At 68.4% G+C, this 15,338-nt stretch carries 10 protein-coding genes and 1 pseudogene; 5 read left to right on the forward strand and 6 right to left on the reverse strand.

The genetic code is table 11. The features are described from left to right. Nucleotide 1 precedes the first annotated feature (1 nt). The gene (locus ACZ1HC_RS09780; protein ID WP_472699806.1) at nt 2-460 is read right to left on the reverse strand and encodes a (2Fe-2S)-binding protein; all 459 of its coding nucleotides are present in this window, start codon (nt 458-460) and stop codon (nt 2-4) included. 235 nt (nt 461-695) lie between these two features. Between ACZ1HC_RS09780 and ACZ1HC_RS09785 the strand changes: the two are divergent. The 3 genes and pseudogenes from ACZ1HC_RS09785 (at nt 696) to ACZ1HC_RS09795 (ending at nt 3,978) form a co-directional block, all read left to right on the forward strand. Beyond that, a pseudogene (locus ACZ1HC_RS09785) lies at nt 696-1,615 on the forward strand (aldo/keto reductase). Then, entirely contained in the window at nt 1,612-2,424 is an 813-nt protein-coding gene (locus tag ACZ1HC_RS09790; protein WP_472699807.1) for an SDR family NAD(P)-dependent oxidoreductase, read from the forward strand. Before ACZ1HC_RS09785 ends, ACZ1HC_RS09790 begins: the two are co-directional and overlap by 4 nt. A gap of 96 nt (nt 2,425-2,520) precedes the next feature. After that, a complete protein-coding gene (locus ACZ1HC_RS09795; protein ID WP_472699808.1) occupies nt 2,521-3,978 on the forward strand; it encodes a CYTH and CHAD domain-containing protein in 1,458 nt (485 codons plus the stop codon). A gap of 42 nt (nt 3,979-4,020) precedes the next feature. On the opposite strand, the gene ACZ1HC_RS09800 is transcribed toward ACZ1HC_RS09795, so the two are convergent. Then, the gene (locus ACZ1HC_RS09800; protein WP_472699809.1) at nt 4,021-4,488 is read right to left on the reverse strand and encodes an Lrp/AsnC family transcriptional regulator; all 468 of its coding nucleotides are present in this window, start codon (nt 4,486-4,488) and stop codon (nt 4,021-4,023) included. Between the two features lie 109 nt (nt 4,489-4,597). Between ACZ1HC_RS09800 and putA the strand changes: the two genes are divergently transcribed. Continuing rightward, a complete protein-coding gene (gene putA, locus ACZ1HC_RS09805) occupies nt 4,598-7,999 on the forward strand; it encodes a bifunctional proline dehydrogenase/L-glutamate gamma-semialdehyde dehydrogenase PutA (RefSeq protein WP_472699810.1) in 3,402 nt (1,133 codons plus the stop codon). Between the two features lie 76 nt (nt 8,000-8,075). Here putA and ACZ1HC_RS09810 read toward each other — a convergent pair whose 3' ends face one another. From ACZ1HC_RS09810 to ACZ1HC_RS09825, 4 genes are all read right to left on the reverse strand, one after another. Continuing rightward, nucleotides 8,076-8,549, reverse strand: a complete 474-nt coding sequence (locus ACZ1HC_RS09810) for a 6,7-dimethyl-8-ribityllumazine synthase (RefSeq protein WP_472699811.1) — start codon at nt 8,547-8,549, stop codon at nt 8,076-8,078. Nucleotides 8,550-8,553: 4 nt separating this feature from the next. Then, nucleotides 8,554-9,669 carry a 3,4-dihydroxy-2-butanone-4-phosphate synthase gene (gene ribB, locus ACZ1HC_RS09815; protein WP_472699812.1) on the reverse strand — a complete coding sequence of 372 codons (1,116 nt, stop codon included), beginning with the start codon at nt 9,667-9,669 and terminating at the stop codon, nt 8,554-8,556. 306 nt (nt 9,670-9,975) lie between these two features. Next, complete coding sequence (locus ACZ1HC_RS09820) at nt 9,976-10,617, reverse strand: response regulator (RefSeq protein ID WP_472699813.1); 642 nt, start codon at nt 10,615-10,617, stop codon at nt 9,976-9,978. An 8-nt stretch (nt 10,618-10,625) separates the two neighbouring features. After that, on the reverse strand, nt 10,626-11,930 hold the full coding sequence (locus ACZ1HC_RS09825; protein ID WP_472699814.1) for a sensor histidine kinase: 1,305 nt from the start codon (nt 11,928-11,930) through the stop codon (nt 10,626-10,628). Nucleotides 11,931-12,509: 579 nt separating this feature from the next. Here ACZ1HC_RS09825 and ACZ1HC_RS09830 point away from each other — a divergent pair. After that, nucleotides 12,510-15,302, forward strand: a complete 2,793-nt coding sequence (locus ACZ1HC_RS09830) for a peroxidase family protein (protein WP_472699815.1) — start codon at nt 12,510-12,512, stop codon at nt 15,300-15,302. Nucleotides 15,303-15,338 lie beyond the last annotated feature (36 nt).

Here is a 15,338-nt window from a genome sequence, read left to right on the forward strand (position 1 = left end):
ATCATGCCTTCAATGCGCGGGCGGCTTCGTGGATCGCCTGCCGGATGCGGACATAGGTGGCGCAGCGGCAGATGTTGCCGGCCATCGCCCTGTCGATGTCCTCGTCCGTCGGCTCGGGGATCTGCATCAGCAGGGCGGTGGCGCTGACCACCTGGCCCGACTGGCACCAGCCACACTGCGGCACGTCGATGGCCGTCCAGGCCGCCTGCACCGCCTGCGATTCCGGCGTGTCCAGCCCCTCGACCGTCTCGACCGAGGCGCCGTCGGCCATCTCGATCGGGGTGACGCAGCTGCGCCGGGTCGTGCCGTCCACCATCACCGTGCAGGCGCCGCATTGCGCGACACCGCAGCCGAACTTGGTGCCGGTCAGCCGCAACTCGTCGCGCAGGACCCACAGAAGGGGCGTATCGCCCGGAACATCGACGGAAACCTCTCGGCCGTTCACGGTAAGGCTGAACATGTTGCTTATCCTTTCCCTTGTGGCAGGCACCCTGTGCCCCGGGGATTGTGAATCGATGCTAGCCCTCTGCCTGGGCGTGGGCAATCCCCGAAAACTGCGGGCCGGAGGGTCCGAAACTTTTTCGCCCTCCGCCTTGTTGTCCCGCGACAGCGAATAAGGAGAGACGCGGATGCAGACGCGCAAACTGGGGTCGCAGGGCCTCGAGGTGTCGGCCTTGGGCCTTGGGTGCATGGGGATGTCGGATTTCTACGGCGGCCGCGACGAGGCCGAGGCGACCGCCACAATCCACCGGGCGACGGAACTGGGGGTGACGTTCCTGGACACCGCCGACATGTACGGCCCCTTCACCAACGAGGTGCTGGTCGGCAAGGCGATCGCCGATCGCCGCGACCGCGTCGTGCTGGCCACCAAGTTCGCCAATGTGCGGGGCGAGAACGGCGAATATCTGGGCATCCGCGGCGACGCGGAATACGTCCGCCAGGCCTGCGACGCGTCGCTGAAGCGTCTGGGGGTGGATCACATCGACCTGTATTACCAGCACCGCGTCGATCCCAACACGCCGATCGAGGAAACCGTCGGCGCGATGGCCGATCTGGTGAAGGCCGGCAAGGTCCGTTACCTGGGCCTGTCCGAGGCCGGCCCCGCCACGATCCGCCGCGCCCATGCCGTCCATCCCATCACCGCCCTGCAGACCGAATATTCGCTGTGGAGCCGCGAGCCCGAGGACGAGATCCTGCCCACGGTGCGCGAACTGGGCATCGGCTATGTCGCCTACAGCCCGCTGGGGCGCGGCTTCCTGTCGGGGCAGATCCGCAGCCTCGACGATCTCGAGCCGGACGACTACCGCCGCTTCAGCCCGCGCTTCCAGGGCGAGAACTTCCAGAAGAACCTGGATCTGGTGGCCGAGATCGAGGGCATGGCCCGCGAAAAGGGCTGCACCCCGCGCAGCTTGCGCTGGCCTGGCTGCTGGCGCAGGGCGACGACATCGTGCCCATCCCCGGCACCAAGAAGCGCGCCCGGCTTGAGGAAAACGTGGGTGCCGTCGACGTGCGGATCTCGCCCGAGGATCTTGCCCGGATCGACCGCATCCTGCCGCCGGGCGCCGCAGCCGGGACGCGCTATGCCGAGCCGCAGATGCAGGCGCTGAACCGATGAGCGCGCCGACCCTGGAAGGCCGGGTCGCGATCGTCACCGGGGGCGGGCGCGGCCTTGGGCTGGCGATGGCGCGGGGCCTGCTGGACGCCGGCGCGCGCGTGGTGGCCACCGCGTCGCGAGAGGGCGCGGAACTGGACGCGCTTGCCGCCCAGGCCGGGTCCGACCGGCTGCGCACCGTCCAGGCCGACGTCACGCGCGAGGCCGACTGCGCGCGGGTGGTGGACCTTGCGATCGACGCCTTCGGGTCCGTCGATATCCTGGTCAACAACGCCGGTCGCGGGATGAAATACGTCAGCGACGACTTCCTGACCCGGCCGACGCGGTTCTGGGAAACCGCGCCCGATGTCTGGCGCATGGTCATCGACACGAATGTGAACGGCCCGTTCCTGATGGCGCGGGCAGCCGTCCCGCACATGATACGGGCGGGGCGGGGACGGATCGTCAACATCACGATGAACCATGCCACCATGCGGCGGCGCGGCTTTTCGCCCTATGGTCCGTCCAAGGCGGCGCTGGAATCCGAAACCGTGATCTGGGCGCAGGATCTGGACGGGACGGGCGTCACCGTGAACGGGCTGCTGCCCGGCGGGGCGACGGCCACCGGCATGATCCCGGCCGGCTTCCCGCAGGCCGAACGCGACAAGCTTCTGGATCCGCAGGTGATCGTGGCGCCGCTGATCTGGCTGGCCTCCGACGCCTCGGACGGGGTGACGGGCCGGCGGATCGACGCCTCTCGCTGGCGGACGGATCTGCCCGATGCCCAGGCCGCCGAGGCGGCGATGGACGATGCCGGATGGACCGCAGCCTAGCGTGCCTGACGCCTGCATGAGGCTGCCCGACCGGGGATCCGCCGAAGGCGACGGCCATGCTATCATCCGGGGGATTCGCCGTGAATCGGGGCCGCGATGGACGAGATCGAGTTGAAGCTGGACCTGCCGCCCGCGGCGGTCGCAGCGCTGAAGACGGCGGGCCTGCTTCCGGGAACGCCCCCGGCTGTCCGCCAGCGGTCCATCTACTTCGACACGCCCAATCACGACCTGGCCGCGGCGGGGCTGACGCTGCGCATCCGCCAGACGGCCGAGACGCGCGTCCAGACAGTCAAGGAGGCAACCACCAGGGCGGCCGGCCTGTTCGCGCGCCCCGAATGGGAAAAGCCCGTCGCCGCCGACCGCCCGAATCTTGACGGCACGCCCTTGCCTGCCCGGCTTGGCGCCAGGGCGCGCGCCTTGGCGCCGGCCTTCACGGTGTCGGTCAGGCGGCGGACCTGGCTGATCGACGAGGCCGGCGCGCGCATCGAACTGGTCATCGACCAGGGCGCGATTCTTGCTGCGGGCCGGCGGATCTCCGTCAGCGAATGCGAGCTTGAATTGAAGGCGGGGCCGCCCGAGGCCCTGTTTTCCCTGGCGCGCCGGCTGAACGACGCGGCCCCCCTGGCGCTTGGGGTGACGACCAAGGCGGAACGCGGCTATCGGCTGCTTGCGGCGGCGGCCGCGGCACACAAGGCCGAGCCGGTGGCGCTGGATGAGGGCATGACGGCGGGGCAGGCGTTCCAGGCCATCGCCCTGTCCTGCATCCGTCAGTTCCGCCTGAACGAGGATCTGGTCCTGGCCACGCGCGGGCCGGAACCTCTGCATCAGGCCCGGGTGGCGCTGCGGCGGTTGCGCTCGGCCTTCTCGATCCATCGGGCCCTGCTGGATGGGGACGCCGCCGCGCTGCGGGACGGCCTGCAATGGCTTGCCGCCACCCTGGGCGAGGTACGCGATCTGGACGTGCTTCTTGAGCGCGCGCCGGACGGCCCGCTGCTGGCGCAGATCCGCGCCGCCCGCGAGGCGGCCCACGACCGCGCCGCCGCCGCGCTTGGATCGCCGCGCGCCCGCACGCTGATGCTGGATCTGGCGGCCTGGCTGCATCACGGGGACTGGCTGACCGATCCGCGGACCCGGGCCGCCCGCGAGGCCCCGGGGCGGCTCTTTGCCTCGTCGGCGCTGGCGCGCTATCGCCGCAAGGTCGTCCGGGCCGGAAGCGGGCTTACCGCGATGGAGGACGAGGCGCGCCACGCCTTGCGCAAGGACGCCAAGAAGCTGCGCTACGCGGCGGATTTCTTTGCCCCCCTGTTCGCCGAGGAGGCGGTCTTCAAGCGGCGCAGGCGCTTTGCCGCGGCGCTTGAGGATCTGCAGGACCAGCTTGGCCGGCTCAACGACCTGTCGGCCGCCCCGGCGCTTCTGGACCGCATCGGCATCGACGCCGCCCCCGCCCGCGCGGCGCTGGTCCCCCAGCACGCCCGAGAGCCGTTGCTGAAGGCCGCAGGCCGCGCCTACCGGAACCTGGCAGCGGCCAAGCGGTTCTGGGACAAGCCTGCCTGATCCCTGCCCATGCCGCCACCCTGCCGGACCGGCGCGGGCGCGTCAGTCGCCCAGGGTGAAGGTCTGCTCGACCACCGCCTCCATCGACACATAGCTCGAGGTGTTGCTGATATGGGGAAGGCCCGACAGCTTCTCGGCCATGATGCGCCGGAAATCGGCCATGTCGCGCGAGCGGACCTTGATGAGATAGTCGAAGCCGCCGGCGATCATGTAGCATTCCTCGATCTCGGGGATGGCGCGGACGGCGGCGTTGAACTGTTGCAGCGCCGCCTCTCGGGTGTCGCTCATGCTGACCTCGACATAGGTGACATGGGTCAGGCCCAGCTTCAGCGGCGACAGGATCGCCCGATAGCCGGTGATAAGGCCGATCTGTTCCAGATGCCGGATGCGCAGTGCCACCGGGGTCTTGGACAGGCCGACCTTGCGGGCCAGTTCGGCCACGGGGATCCGCGCATTGCGGGTCAGTTCGGCCAGGATCCTGCGGTCATGCGCATCCAGCTTCACGGTCATCCCAGGCAGCCCTGCTATATTGTTCCATTCGGCCAGAAACCGTGGCATCTTCAGGCGCACAGCCTAGATCATCTCTGATAACTCCGGCGGATCAGTCAAGGAGTCAGGCATGTCCTCGTCCGTCAGCCCCAGCGTCTTTTCCACCCAGGCCAAGTTCGCGGACGAGGGCGCGCTTCTGCCGAACCTTGTGGCCGGGGCCGCCCTGTCCCCCCAGGCGCGCGCCGCCATCAGCGCCCGCGCCGCCGATCTGGTCCGCCGCATCCGCGCCGAGGCGCGGCCCAGCCTGATGGAGCATTTCCTGTCGGAATACGGGCTGTCCACCCGCGAAGGCGTCGCCCTGATGTGCCTGGCCGAGGCGATGCTGCGCGTGCCCGACAAGACTACCATCGACGCCCTGATCGAGGACAAGATCGCCCCGTCCGACTGGGGCAGGCACCTGGGCGAGGCCTCGTCGCCGCTGGTCAACGCCTCGACCTGGGCGCTGATGCTGACGGGCCGGGTGCTGGACGACGACCAGGCGGGCACCCTGCGCCGCATGGTGCGGCGGCTGGGGGAACCGGTGATCCGCACCGCGGTGGGCCGCGCCATGAAGGAAATGGGCCGGCAGTTCGTGCTGGGCCAGACCATCGCCGACGCCCTGGACCGGGCCAGGACGCGCGAAGCGCAGGGCTTCACCTACAGCTACGACATGCTGGGCGAGGCGGCGATGACCGCCGCCGATGCCGCGCGCTATGACCGTGCCTACGCCGACGCCATCGCCGCCATCGCCGGGGCCTGCGACAAGGGGTCGGTGGAACAGAACCCCGGCATCTCGATCAAGCTGTCGGCGCTGCATCCGCGATACGAGGTCGCGCAGGAGGGGCGCGTGATGCGCGAACTGGTGCCCGTGGTGCTGCGCCTGGCGCGGCAGGCCAAGGCCGCCGGAATGGGCATGAACATCGACGCCGAGGAACAGGACCGGCTGGTGCTGTCGCTGAAGGTGATCGAGGCGGTGCTGTCCGATCCCTCGCTGGCGGGCTGGGACGGCTTCGGCGTCGTCGTGCAGGCCTATGGCAAGCGCGCCGGCCAGACCATCGACTGGCTGCACGACCTGGCCGCCCGGCTGGACCGGCGCATCATGGTCAGGCTGGTCAAGGGCGCCTATTGGGACACCGAGATGAAGCGCGCCCAGGTCGAGGGGCATCCGGGCTTTCCGCTGTTCACCAGCAAGGCCGCCACCGACGTCAGCTATATCGCCAATGCCCGCAAGCTGATCGGCTACGCCGACCGCATCTATCCGCAATTCGCCACCCACAACGCCCATACCGTCGCGGCGATCCTGGAGATGGCCGGCGACATCCGCTTCGAGTTCCAGCGGCTGCACGGCATGGGCGAGCGGCTGCACGACATCGTGCTGCGCGAGACGGGCGGCCGCTGCCGCATCTATGCGCCGGTCGGCGCGCATCGCGACCTGCTGGCCTATCTGGTGCGGCGCCTGCTGGAAAACGGCGCCAACAGCAGCTTCGTGAACCAGATCGTCGATGAAAGCGTGACGCCCGAGGAGGTCGCGCGCGATCCGTTCGACGCTTTGGCGACGGCAAAGGCACCGGCGTCCCTGCTGGCGCCTGCGGATCTGTTCGGCGCCGGGCGCCGCAACTCGGCCGGGTTCGACCTGTCGGACGAACAGACGCTGGCGCGGATCCAGGCCGCCCGCGATGTGGCGCTGTCGGACGTGGCGCCGCTGACCGTCTCGCCCCCCACGGGCGAGACGCATGACGTGGTGAACCCGGCGACGGGGGTGCGGCTGGCCTCGGTCCTGATGGCGGATGCGGCGACCGCGCGCCGCGCCATCGGCGACGCCCGCCCCTGGGCCGTGCCCGCCGCCGAACGCGCCGCCGTCCTGCGCCGCGCCGCCGACCTCTACGAGGCAAGCTTCGGGCCGGTCTTCGCCCTTCTGGGGCGCGAGGCCGGCAAGACCCTGGCCGACGCGGTGGCCGAACTGCGCGAGGCGGTGGATTTCCTGCGCTACTACGCCGCCGAAGGCGAGGCCGATGCCGGCGCCCCGCGCGGCATCGTCGCCGCGATCAGCCCCTGGAACTTCCCGCTGGCGATCTTCACCGGCCAGATCGCGGCCGCCCTGATGGCAGGCAACGCCGTCATCGCCAAGCCCGCCGAGGCCACGCCCCTTGTTGCGGCCCTGGGTGTCGGGCTGATGCATCGGGCCGGCGTGCCGCTGTCGGCGCTGCAACTGCTGCCGGGCCAGGGCAGCGTGGTCGGCGCCGCCCTGTCGGCCGATCCGCGCGTGGCGGGGCTGGTCTTCACCGGCTCTACCGCGACCGCCCAGGGCATCGCGCGCAGCATGGCCGGCCATCTGGCCCCGGGCGCGCCCCTGATCGCCGAGACCGGCGGACTGAACGCGATGATCGTGGATTCGACCGCGCTGCCGGAACAGGCCGTCCGCGACATCGTCACCAGCGCCTTCCGGTCGGCCGGCCAGCGGTGTTCGGCGCTGCGGTGCCTCTACGTGCAGCAGGACATCGCCCCCCATCTGATCGAGATGATCCGGGGCGCGATGGACGAACTGGTGGTGGGCGATCCCTGGAACCTGTCCACCGATGTGGGTCCGGTGATCGACGCCCGCGCCCGCGACGGCATCGCCGATTACGTGGCCGCCAACGGCAACCGCGTGATCCACAGGCTGCACGCCCCCGCGCAAGGCACCTTCATCGGTCCCGTCATGCTGCGGGTAGAGGGGATCGGCGACCTGGAACGCGAGATCTTCGGCCCGGTCCTGCATGTCGCCACCTTCCGCGGGGATCAGCTGGACCGGGTCGTGGCCGACATCAACGCGCGCGGCTTCGGCCTGACCTTCGGATTGCACACCCGCATCGATTCCCGCGTGCAGGAGGTCAGCGAGGCCCTGCGGGTCGGCAACATCTATGTCAACCGCAACCAGATCGGCGCCGTGGTGGGCAGCCAGCCCTTTGGCGGAGAGGGCCTTTCGGGCACCGGACCCAAGGCGGGTGGTCCGCGCTACGTCCCGCGGTTCTTCGCGCCCCAGCCGCCGACCGCGCCGGGCGGCGCCTGGTCGGGGCAGGCGGACGAAGCCCGCCTCCGCGACCGGCTTGCGGGGCACGTCTCCCGCCGGATCGAGGAGCGCCTGATGCCCGGCCCGACCGGCGAACTGAACCGCCTGTCCGCCCACACCCGCCCGCCGGTGCTGTGCTTGGGTCCCGGCGCGGATGCGGTGGCGGCGCAGATGGCGGCCGTCGCGGCGCTGGGCGGCGACGCCCTGGGCGCGGACGGCGCCCTTCCGGCCCAGGCGCTGGCCCGCCTGCCGCCGATGGGCGCCGTGCTGTGGTGGGGGGACGAGGCTTCGGGCCGCGCCTATGCCCAGGCGCTGGCCGCGCGCGAGGGGCCGATCGTGCCGCTGGTCACCGGAATGCCCGACCTGGCCCATGTCGCGCACGAGCGGCATCTGTGCGTGGACACCACGGCGGCGGGCGGCAACGCCGCGCTGCTGGCCGGATAGACGAAACCCGCAGCCTCCGCGCCCTTTCCGGCGCCGGGTTGCGGGCGCTCTCCGGCACCTTCGCCCGGCCGGGGCTTCAGAGGCCCCAGCGCCGCCTGAGGGCGATCAGGTGCAGGGCCGCGGCCGCGGCGCCGCCGCCCTTGTTCTGGCCCTGCGGATCGGCCCGGACCTGGGCCTGGGTCATGTTTTCCACGGTCAGGATGCCGTTGCCGATGCAATGGCCCTGAAGGCCCAGCAGCGTCAGCCCCCGGGAACTGTCGCTGCAGACGGTATCGTAATGGGTCGTCTCGCCCCGGATCACGCAGCCCAGCGCAACATAGCCGTCGAAGCGGTCGCTGGCGGCGGCAAGCGCGATGGCGGTGGGGATTTCCAGGGCGCCGGGAACCTCGGCCAGTTCCACGGTGGCGCCGGCCTGGGCGGCGACGGCGCCTGCGCCCGCGACAAGATCGTTGGCGATGTCGCGGTAATAGGGCGCGACCACGACCAGCAGGCGCAGGCTGCCGTCGATCCGGGGCAGCGGCAGGTGGTGATGTTCGATGCTGGCGGCCATGACGTCACTCCTTGATCGGGCGGGTGGAATGGATCGACAGGCCATAGGCGTCCAGGCCGATCACCCGGACCGGGGCGGAATTGGTCAGCAGGATCAGTTCCGACAGCCCCAGCGCCGACAGGATCTGCGCGCCCAGCCCATAGTGGCGGATCACGTGCGACGACACCTCGTCCTGGCGGGGCAGGCGCGGCTCGATGTCGCGGAACAGCACCACGACGCCGGTGCCCTCGGCGGCGATCTGGCGCATCGCCTGGTCCAGGGTGCCGGCGCTTTCGCGGCCGACGCCCAGCACGTCGTGCAGCGGATCCAGGACGTGCATCCTGACCAGGACCGGGCCGGGCCGGGTCGGATCGCCCTTGGTCAGCACGATATGTTCAGCCCCGGTGGTCTGGTCGCCGAAGATCCGCATCGTCCAGTCGCCGCCGTGGACCGAATGCACCGGCATCCGGGCACGCTCGGTGATCAGGTTGTCGTGGCGGCGGCGATAGGCGATCAACTGGCTGATGGTGCCGATCTTCAGCCCGTGCCTGCGCGCGAAGCGCACAAGATCGGGCAGGCGCGCCATGGTGCCGTCGTCGTTCATGATCTCGCAGATCACGCCGGACGGGTTCAGCCCCGCCAGCCGCGCGACATCGACGGCGGCCTCGGTATGGCCGGCGCGCACCAGAACGCCGCCGTCCCGGGCGCGCAGCGGGAAGATGTGGCCCGGCGTGGCGATGTCGGCCGGCCCCTTGGCGGGGTCGATGGCCACCGCGATCGTGTGTGCCCGATCCTGGGCCGAGATGCCGGTGGTCACGCCCTCGCGGGCCTCGATCGACAGGGTGAAGGCGGTTTCGTGGCGGCTGGAGTTCTTGGCCGACATCAGCGGCAGGCCAAGCGCGTCGATGCGCGCGCCGGTCAGGGACAGGCAGATCAGCCCCCGCCCGTGGGTGGCCATGAAGTTGATCGCCTCGGGCGTGGCCATCTGCGCGGGGATGACCAGATCGCCCTCGTTTTCCCGATCCTCGTGATCGACCAGGATGAACATGCGGCCGTTGCGCGCCTCCTCGATGATGTCCTCGATGGGGGAAATCGCGGCGGACCAGTCGCGCTCGGCCGGGCCGGGGTCGCTGTCAGACATGCGCCGCTCCTGCAAGGGATTGCTTGGGTGACAAAAACCTTCCTCCAGCGTCGATCAGGATGTTCCCCCGGGCCGGTGTTCGGGGCTGCCTGCATCTGCACCGTCAGACCCGCCCAGCGCAAGCCCTGACCGCGACGAGGCCCGCAACGGGCCACGCCTGCAGGCCCCGAAGGGGAACTTGAAGCTGGGTCGGTTCGCGAACGGGGGCGGATCAGCCGCGGCGCGGGCCGGGGCAGGGGGCAGGGCCGATTCTGCCGCACCCGCCGGTTCCGGCGGCGCCAGCCGGGGTCGCGGGGGATTCCCGCATCAGGTCGCGGCCTGCGGGCGGGACGGATCGCGCAGCGCAAGTTCGGTCCTGTTGCGCACCTCGAGCTTGCGGAAGATCGTCGTCATGTAGTGCTTGACGGTCTTTTCCCCGATCTCCAGCCGCTTCGCGATTTCCTTGTTGCAGCAGCCCCGGCGGACAAGCTGGACGATCTCGGTCTCGCGCTTGCTCAGGCAGTCGTCGCGCCGGACGGGGTTGCGGCTGAGATCCGACAGAAGGCGCGCGCCCAGTTCGGGCGAGATGTAGCCTTCCGAGCGGTGGACGCGGCGCACCACGTCCTTGAGGTCCGAGCCGCTGATGCCCTTGAGGACATAGCCGCTTGCGCCCCGGCGCAGGGCCTCGAGGACATCGCTGCTGTCCTCGGAGACGGTGAGGACGATCACCTTCGTGGGGGACCGCATGGCCGTCATCTCGCCCAGGGCGGTCAGGCCGAGGCCGGGGATGCTCAGATCCAGCAGAAGGACGTCCGGCACCCGTTCGCGGACAAGGGCGACCGCCTCGGTGGCGGTGGCGCCTTCGCCCACCACTTCCATGTCGTCCGCCGCAGCGGCGATCACGTGAACGATGCCCTCCCGCACCAGCGGATGGTCATCGACGACGGCGACCCTGATTGACTGTAGCATCGCATACCTCAGAGATCTGTTGGGAAATATCCGGTCAGGGTCACGCCCCGACCGGCCGCACTGTCGATGTTGAGCTTGCCGCCAAGGCTGATGATCCGGTTGCGCAGACCGGTCAGCCCCAGTTGCTGCACGCCCTTGCCGGGGGCATCGGGCCGGATGCCGGGGCCTTCGTCGCTGACGCTGACCACGACGAACTGCCCCTCGCGGCGGATGGTGACCGACTGTCCCTTTCCGCCCGCGTGCTTGAAGGCGTTGTTCAGGCCTTCCTGCACCATCCGGCAGATGGCCAGCTTCACGGGGTTGCCGACCTCGTCCATGTCCGGCTGGATGGTGCAGTCCACCGCGGTCGAGGTCCGGTGGCGGTGCTTCAGGACGACCATGTGGACCGCATCGGCCAGGCCCTTTTCCAGGATGTGCGGCAAGGTCAGGCCCGACACCATGGCGCGGACCTCGGTCATGGCCTCCTCCAGCATCTCGCGCAGGATGCCGTAGTCGCGCGGCCGGTGGTCCTCGCAGGGGAACAGCTCCTCCAGCTTCAGCAGCGAGATCGTCAGCAGCTGCCCGATGCCGTCGTGAAGATCCGCCCCGATCCGACGCAGGTGAAGCTCGGCGTTCTCTGCGCTGAGCGACGAGGCGTGCTGGATGCCAAGGCGCAAGGCGCGGTTGTGTTCCAGCAGCCGCGTCAGCTTGTCCACCTTGGCGCGCAGTTCGGCCTTCTGGCGTTCGATCACGACATCGCCCTGCGAGACGATGACATGGATGCCGGCGACGATCGCCACCAGGATGACCGCCACGACGATCCAGGTCAGGCGCCGGGTCCACTGGAACATCGCCAGGATGGACGTGGTGTCGTAATACAGTTCCCCGACCGCAAGCACGGGTCCCGCCGCGCCGGCCCGAAGCGGCACGTAAACCTCCAGCACCTTCTGGCCGGGATAGGCCGAATGGCCGCCGGACCCGCTGTCGAATTCGACGGCGACGGTCCCGTCGACGGCGCGGGCAAGACCCTCGGTGACCGAAAAGCGGCTGGAGGGGGCGTGCGGGCCGGTGTCCAGCAGGATGCGCCCGTCCGGACCCCAGATCTTCGCGGCCAGAAGGTTCAATTCCGCAGCCGAGTCCGCGACCGCCTGGCCGATGGCCGCTATCGTCGCCTCCGAAAGGCGGCCGTCCTGTTCGAGATCCGGCAGATAGGGCGCGAAAAGCTGCCTGAAATAGGCGCTGGAGCGGTGCCCGATGTCCTGCTTTACGGCCGCTTCGACCCTGAGCGACGTCCATTGCCCCAGAAAGCCGACGCCGGGAATAAGAAGGAACACGCACAGCACATAGAATTGCCGCGACAGACTTAAAGATGTCCACCAAAGGGCCGCGCCAGAAACGCCCATCTTCAACCCGAACCAAAACTCGCAAAAGCCGGGGCCGAAGAACAGGTTCCGGCAAACTTATTCAGCCATGCTATCCGGGTTTTTCAGCAAAACAACGTCTTGTTTCAGGGCAGCTAATTTTTTATAGCTGGCCGGATCTCCTTTTAGTTGATTAATGCAGATTTTCTCTTATTATGATTGCATCTGTTATGTATATATTTTTATAAAAGATCATAGTCTTCCTAGGCTTGTCCGCGGGCCGGTCGTGCGGGCCTGAAACGGCGGCCAAGGTCTTAAGACCAAAGTCCGGTGTTCACCTGGCCTTTTGTCGTCATTGTCACCCGACCTTAATCATTCTTAACCTGCCCCATCAGGGAGAGCATTCCTCCAGACATCGCTGAAACGGACCCGGAACGGGCCATCCAACAGGGCGCCTGTCAGGCGCCGTGATCGCCTGCACCCGGCCGCCAGGACAACGTTGAACGGTTGCCGGAAGTTCCTCCCTGTTTGGTTCCAAGGAAGGGCTCCGCCATGTCAACGAGTTTCCATGTCAATGTTCACGACCTTCAATTCATCCTCAAGCAGATCGAGGTAGCCGAGCTTCATGCAGGCGGCATGACCACGATCGAGGCCATCCAGCAGGTCTACGGGGTTTCGGCCCAGGACGCAGCGCTGATGCCCGTGGGCTTGCGGACGGTGGACGGAAGCGACAACAACCTGCTGCCCGGGCAAGAGAATCTGGGGGCCGGCGGCACCCCGTTTCCGCGACTGACCGATCCGTTCTATCTGAACGATCAGGATGGCGACAGCATTCCGCTGGGACCTAACGCGCCCGAGTTGACGAACACCAATTACGGACTGCCCGGCAACGTGGTGGACGCCGATCCGCGCACGATTTCGAACCTGATCGTGGACCAGACCGCCGGCAACCCGGCGGCCCTTTATGCGGCCCTGAAGGTGCTTGGCACCACCGGGGAAGACGCAACGAAGGCCGTCAACGCCATCACCTCGGCCTATCAGGCGACGCTGGATGCGGCGTCCAGCAACAACGCTGCCACATCGGCTGTCGTCACGGCGCAGGGCAATCTCAATACCGCGGTGCTGGCCCAGAACGCCGCGGTGCAGGCCGATACCAGCGCGGATGCCGCCGTGGCGATGCTGACGAATGCAGCCGCCCAGGCGGATGAGGCAGCCGACGCCGCCCAGGCCGCGCAGGCCGCGGTGGACGCCCTGGCCGTGACCATCCTGGGCGCTCCGCAGGATCCGCAGATCCAGACGCTGTTCGAGACGGCCCGGGATGCGGCAAGCACCGCCGTCCTGCAGGCAGCCGAGGTCATCGACGTGCTGGGCAGCAATGCCTCGCAAGACGCGCTTGCCACCCACACGGCGGCGGTCGATCTGCTGGCGGCGCTTGACGGGCTGTTGGCGGATGATGGAACGGTGGACGGGCAGGACCTGTCTGCCGTCACCCAGGCAGCCAGCGCCTACAGACCCGTTTCGGCAAGCGACGGCACCGCCCGGGACAGCGCCGAGGCCCTGGAACAGGCCAAGACCGAAGCCCAGGCCCATGCCGCCGTGACCGAAGCCGCGCTGTCGCAGGCCAATGCCAATCTCGGCGCCGCCACCGAAGCCTACGACGATGCCCTGGCCGATGCCGGTGCAGCGACTGGCGGCTATCAGCAGGCGCAGGCTTTCCTGGAAACGCTTCTGGACGCCAACGGCCTTGAGGTCGGTCCCGAAGGCGGCATCCGCATCGAGAACGTGTCGCCGGATATCGGGCTGACGCCCTCGTTCAACAACCTGTTCACCATCTTCGGGCAGTTCTTCGATCACGGCCTGGATCTGGTCACCAAGGGCGGCAATGGAACCGTTTACATCCCGCTTGAGGACGACGATCCGCTGATCGCGGGCGCCGACAAGGTCTTCGGCACCGCGGACGATCTTCCATTGCAGCTTCGCTTCATGGCGATGACCCGGGCGACGCCCGACGGCACGTCGCACACCAACATGACCACGGCCTACGTGGACCAGAACCAGACCTATACCTCTCATGCCTCGCACCAGGTGTTCCTGCGCGAACAGGTCCGCGTGAACATCGACGCCGACGGCGACGGCGTCCTTGACGGCTTCAAGGCCTATTCCACCGGGCGCCTGATGGACGGGCAGATGCACGGCACCATCGGAACCTGGGCCGACGTGAAGAAGCAGGCCCTCGAGGTGCTGGGCATCCGGCTTGAGGACAGCGATGTCCACCGCGTGCCGCTGCTTGCCACCGACGCCTATGGCAACCTGCTGCTGGGGCCGAACGGCTATGCCCAGATGGTCATGGCGCCGGTGGGCGACATGACGACCACGTGGCTCAAGGAAGGCACGGCCGAAGGCATCACCACCCAGGGCAGCCTGGCCGCGGGGCCGGCTTTCCTGGACGACATCGCCCACAACGCCGTGCCGGTGGCCGTCGGGGGCGTCCTGCGGCCGGACGGTGACGATGCGGTAGGTTACAAGAACGAGGACGGAACGGCTGGCCCGACCAACTCCCGCGGCCAGAACACGGCCTATGACGACGAGATGCTGGATTCGCATTTCATCACCGGCGACGGGCGCGGAAACGAGAACCTGGCCCTGTCGGCGGTCCATTCGGTCTTCCATGCCGAACACAACCGCATCGTCGAGGAAAACAAGCACACGATACTGGACAGCGGCGACCTGGCCTTCATCAACGAATGGCTGCTGAAGGACATCGACAGGCTTCCCCAGACCCCGGCCGAGATCGATGCCCTGATCTGGGACGGCGCCAGGATGTTCCAGGCGGCGCGCTTCTCGACCGAGATGCAGTATCAGCACATGGTGTTCGAGGAATTCGCCCGGCGCATCCAGCCCGCCGTCGATCCCTTCGTGTTCACCAACACCGCCGACATCGACCCCTCGATCGTGGCCGAGTTCGCCCATGCCATCTACCGCTTCGGGCATTCGATGCTGACCGACACGGTTGACCGGATCGACAGCGACCTGCAGCCGATCAACGGCCCGGACGGCAAGCAGCTGTCGCTGATCGACGCCTTCCTGAACCCCCAGGGCTACATGGCCACGGCGGACAATTTCGACGACATCCAGGGCGCCATCCTGCGCGGCCTGTCGATGGACGTCGGGTCGGAAATCGACGAATTCATCGTCCCGGCGCTGCGCAGCAACCTGCTGGGCCTGCCGCTGGATCTTGCCGCCCTGAACCTGGCGCGGGCGCGCGAAGACCGGCGTCAAGACCCTGAACCAGGCGCGCGACGAACTTTACAACGACTTCGGCGTCGCCGACCTGAAGCCCTATGACAGCTGGAGCCACTTTGCCCAGCATCTGAAGAACCC

It is taken from the genome of Paracoccus sp. BR5-17 (assembly GCF_055693925.1).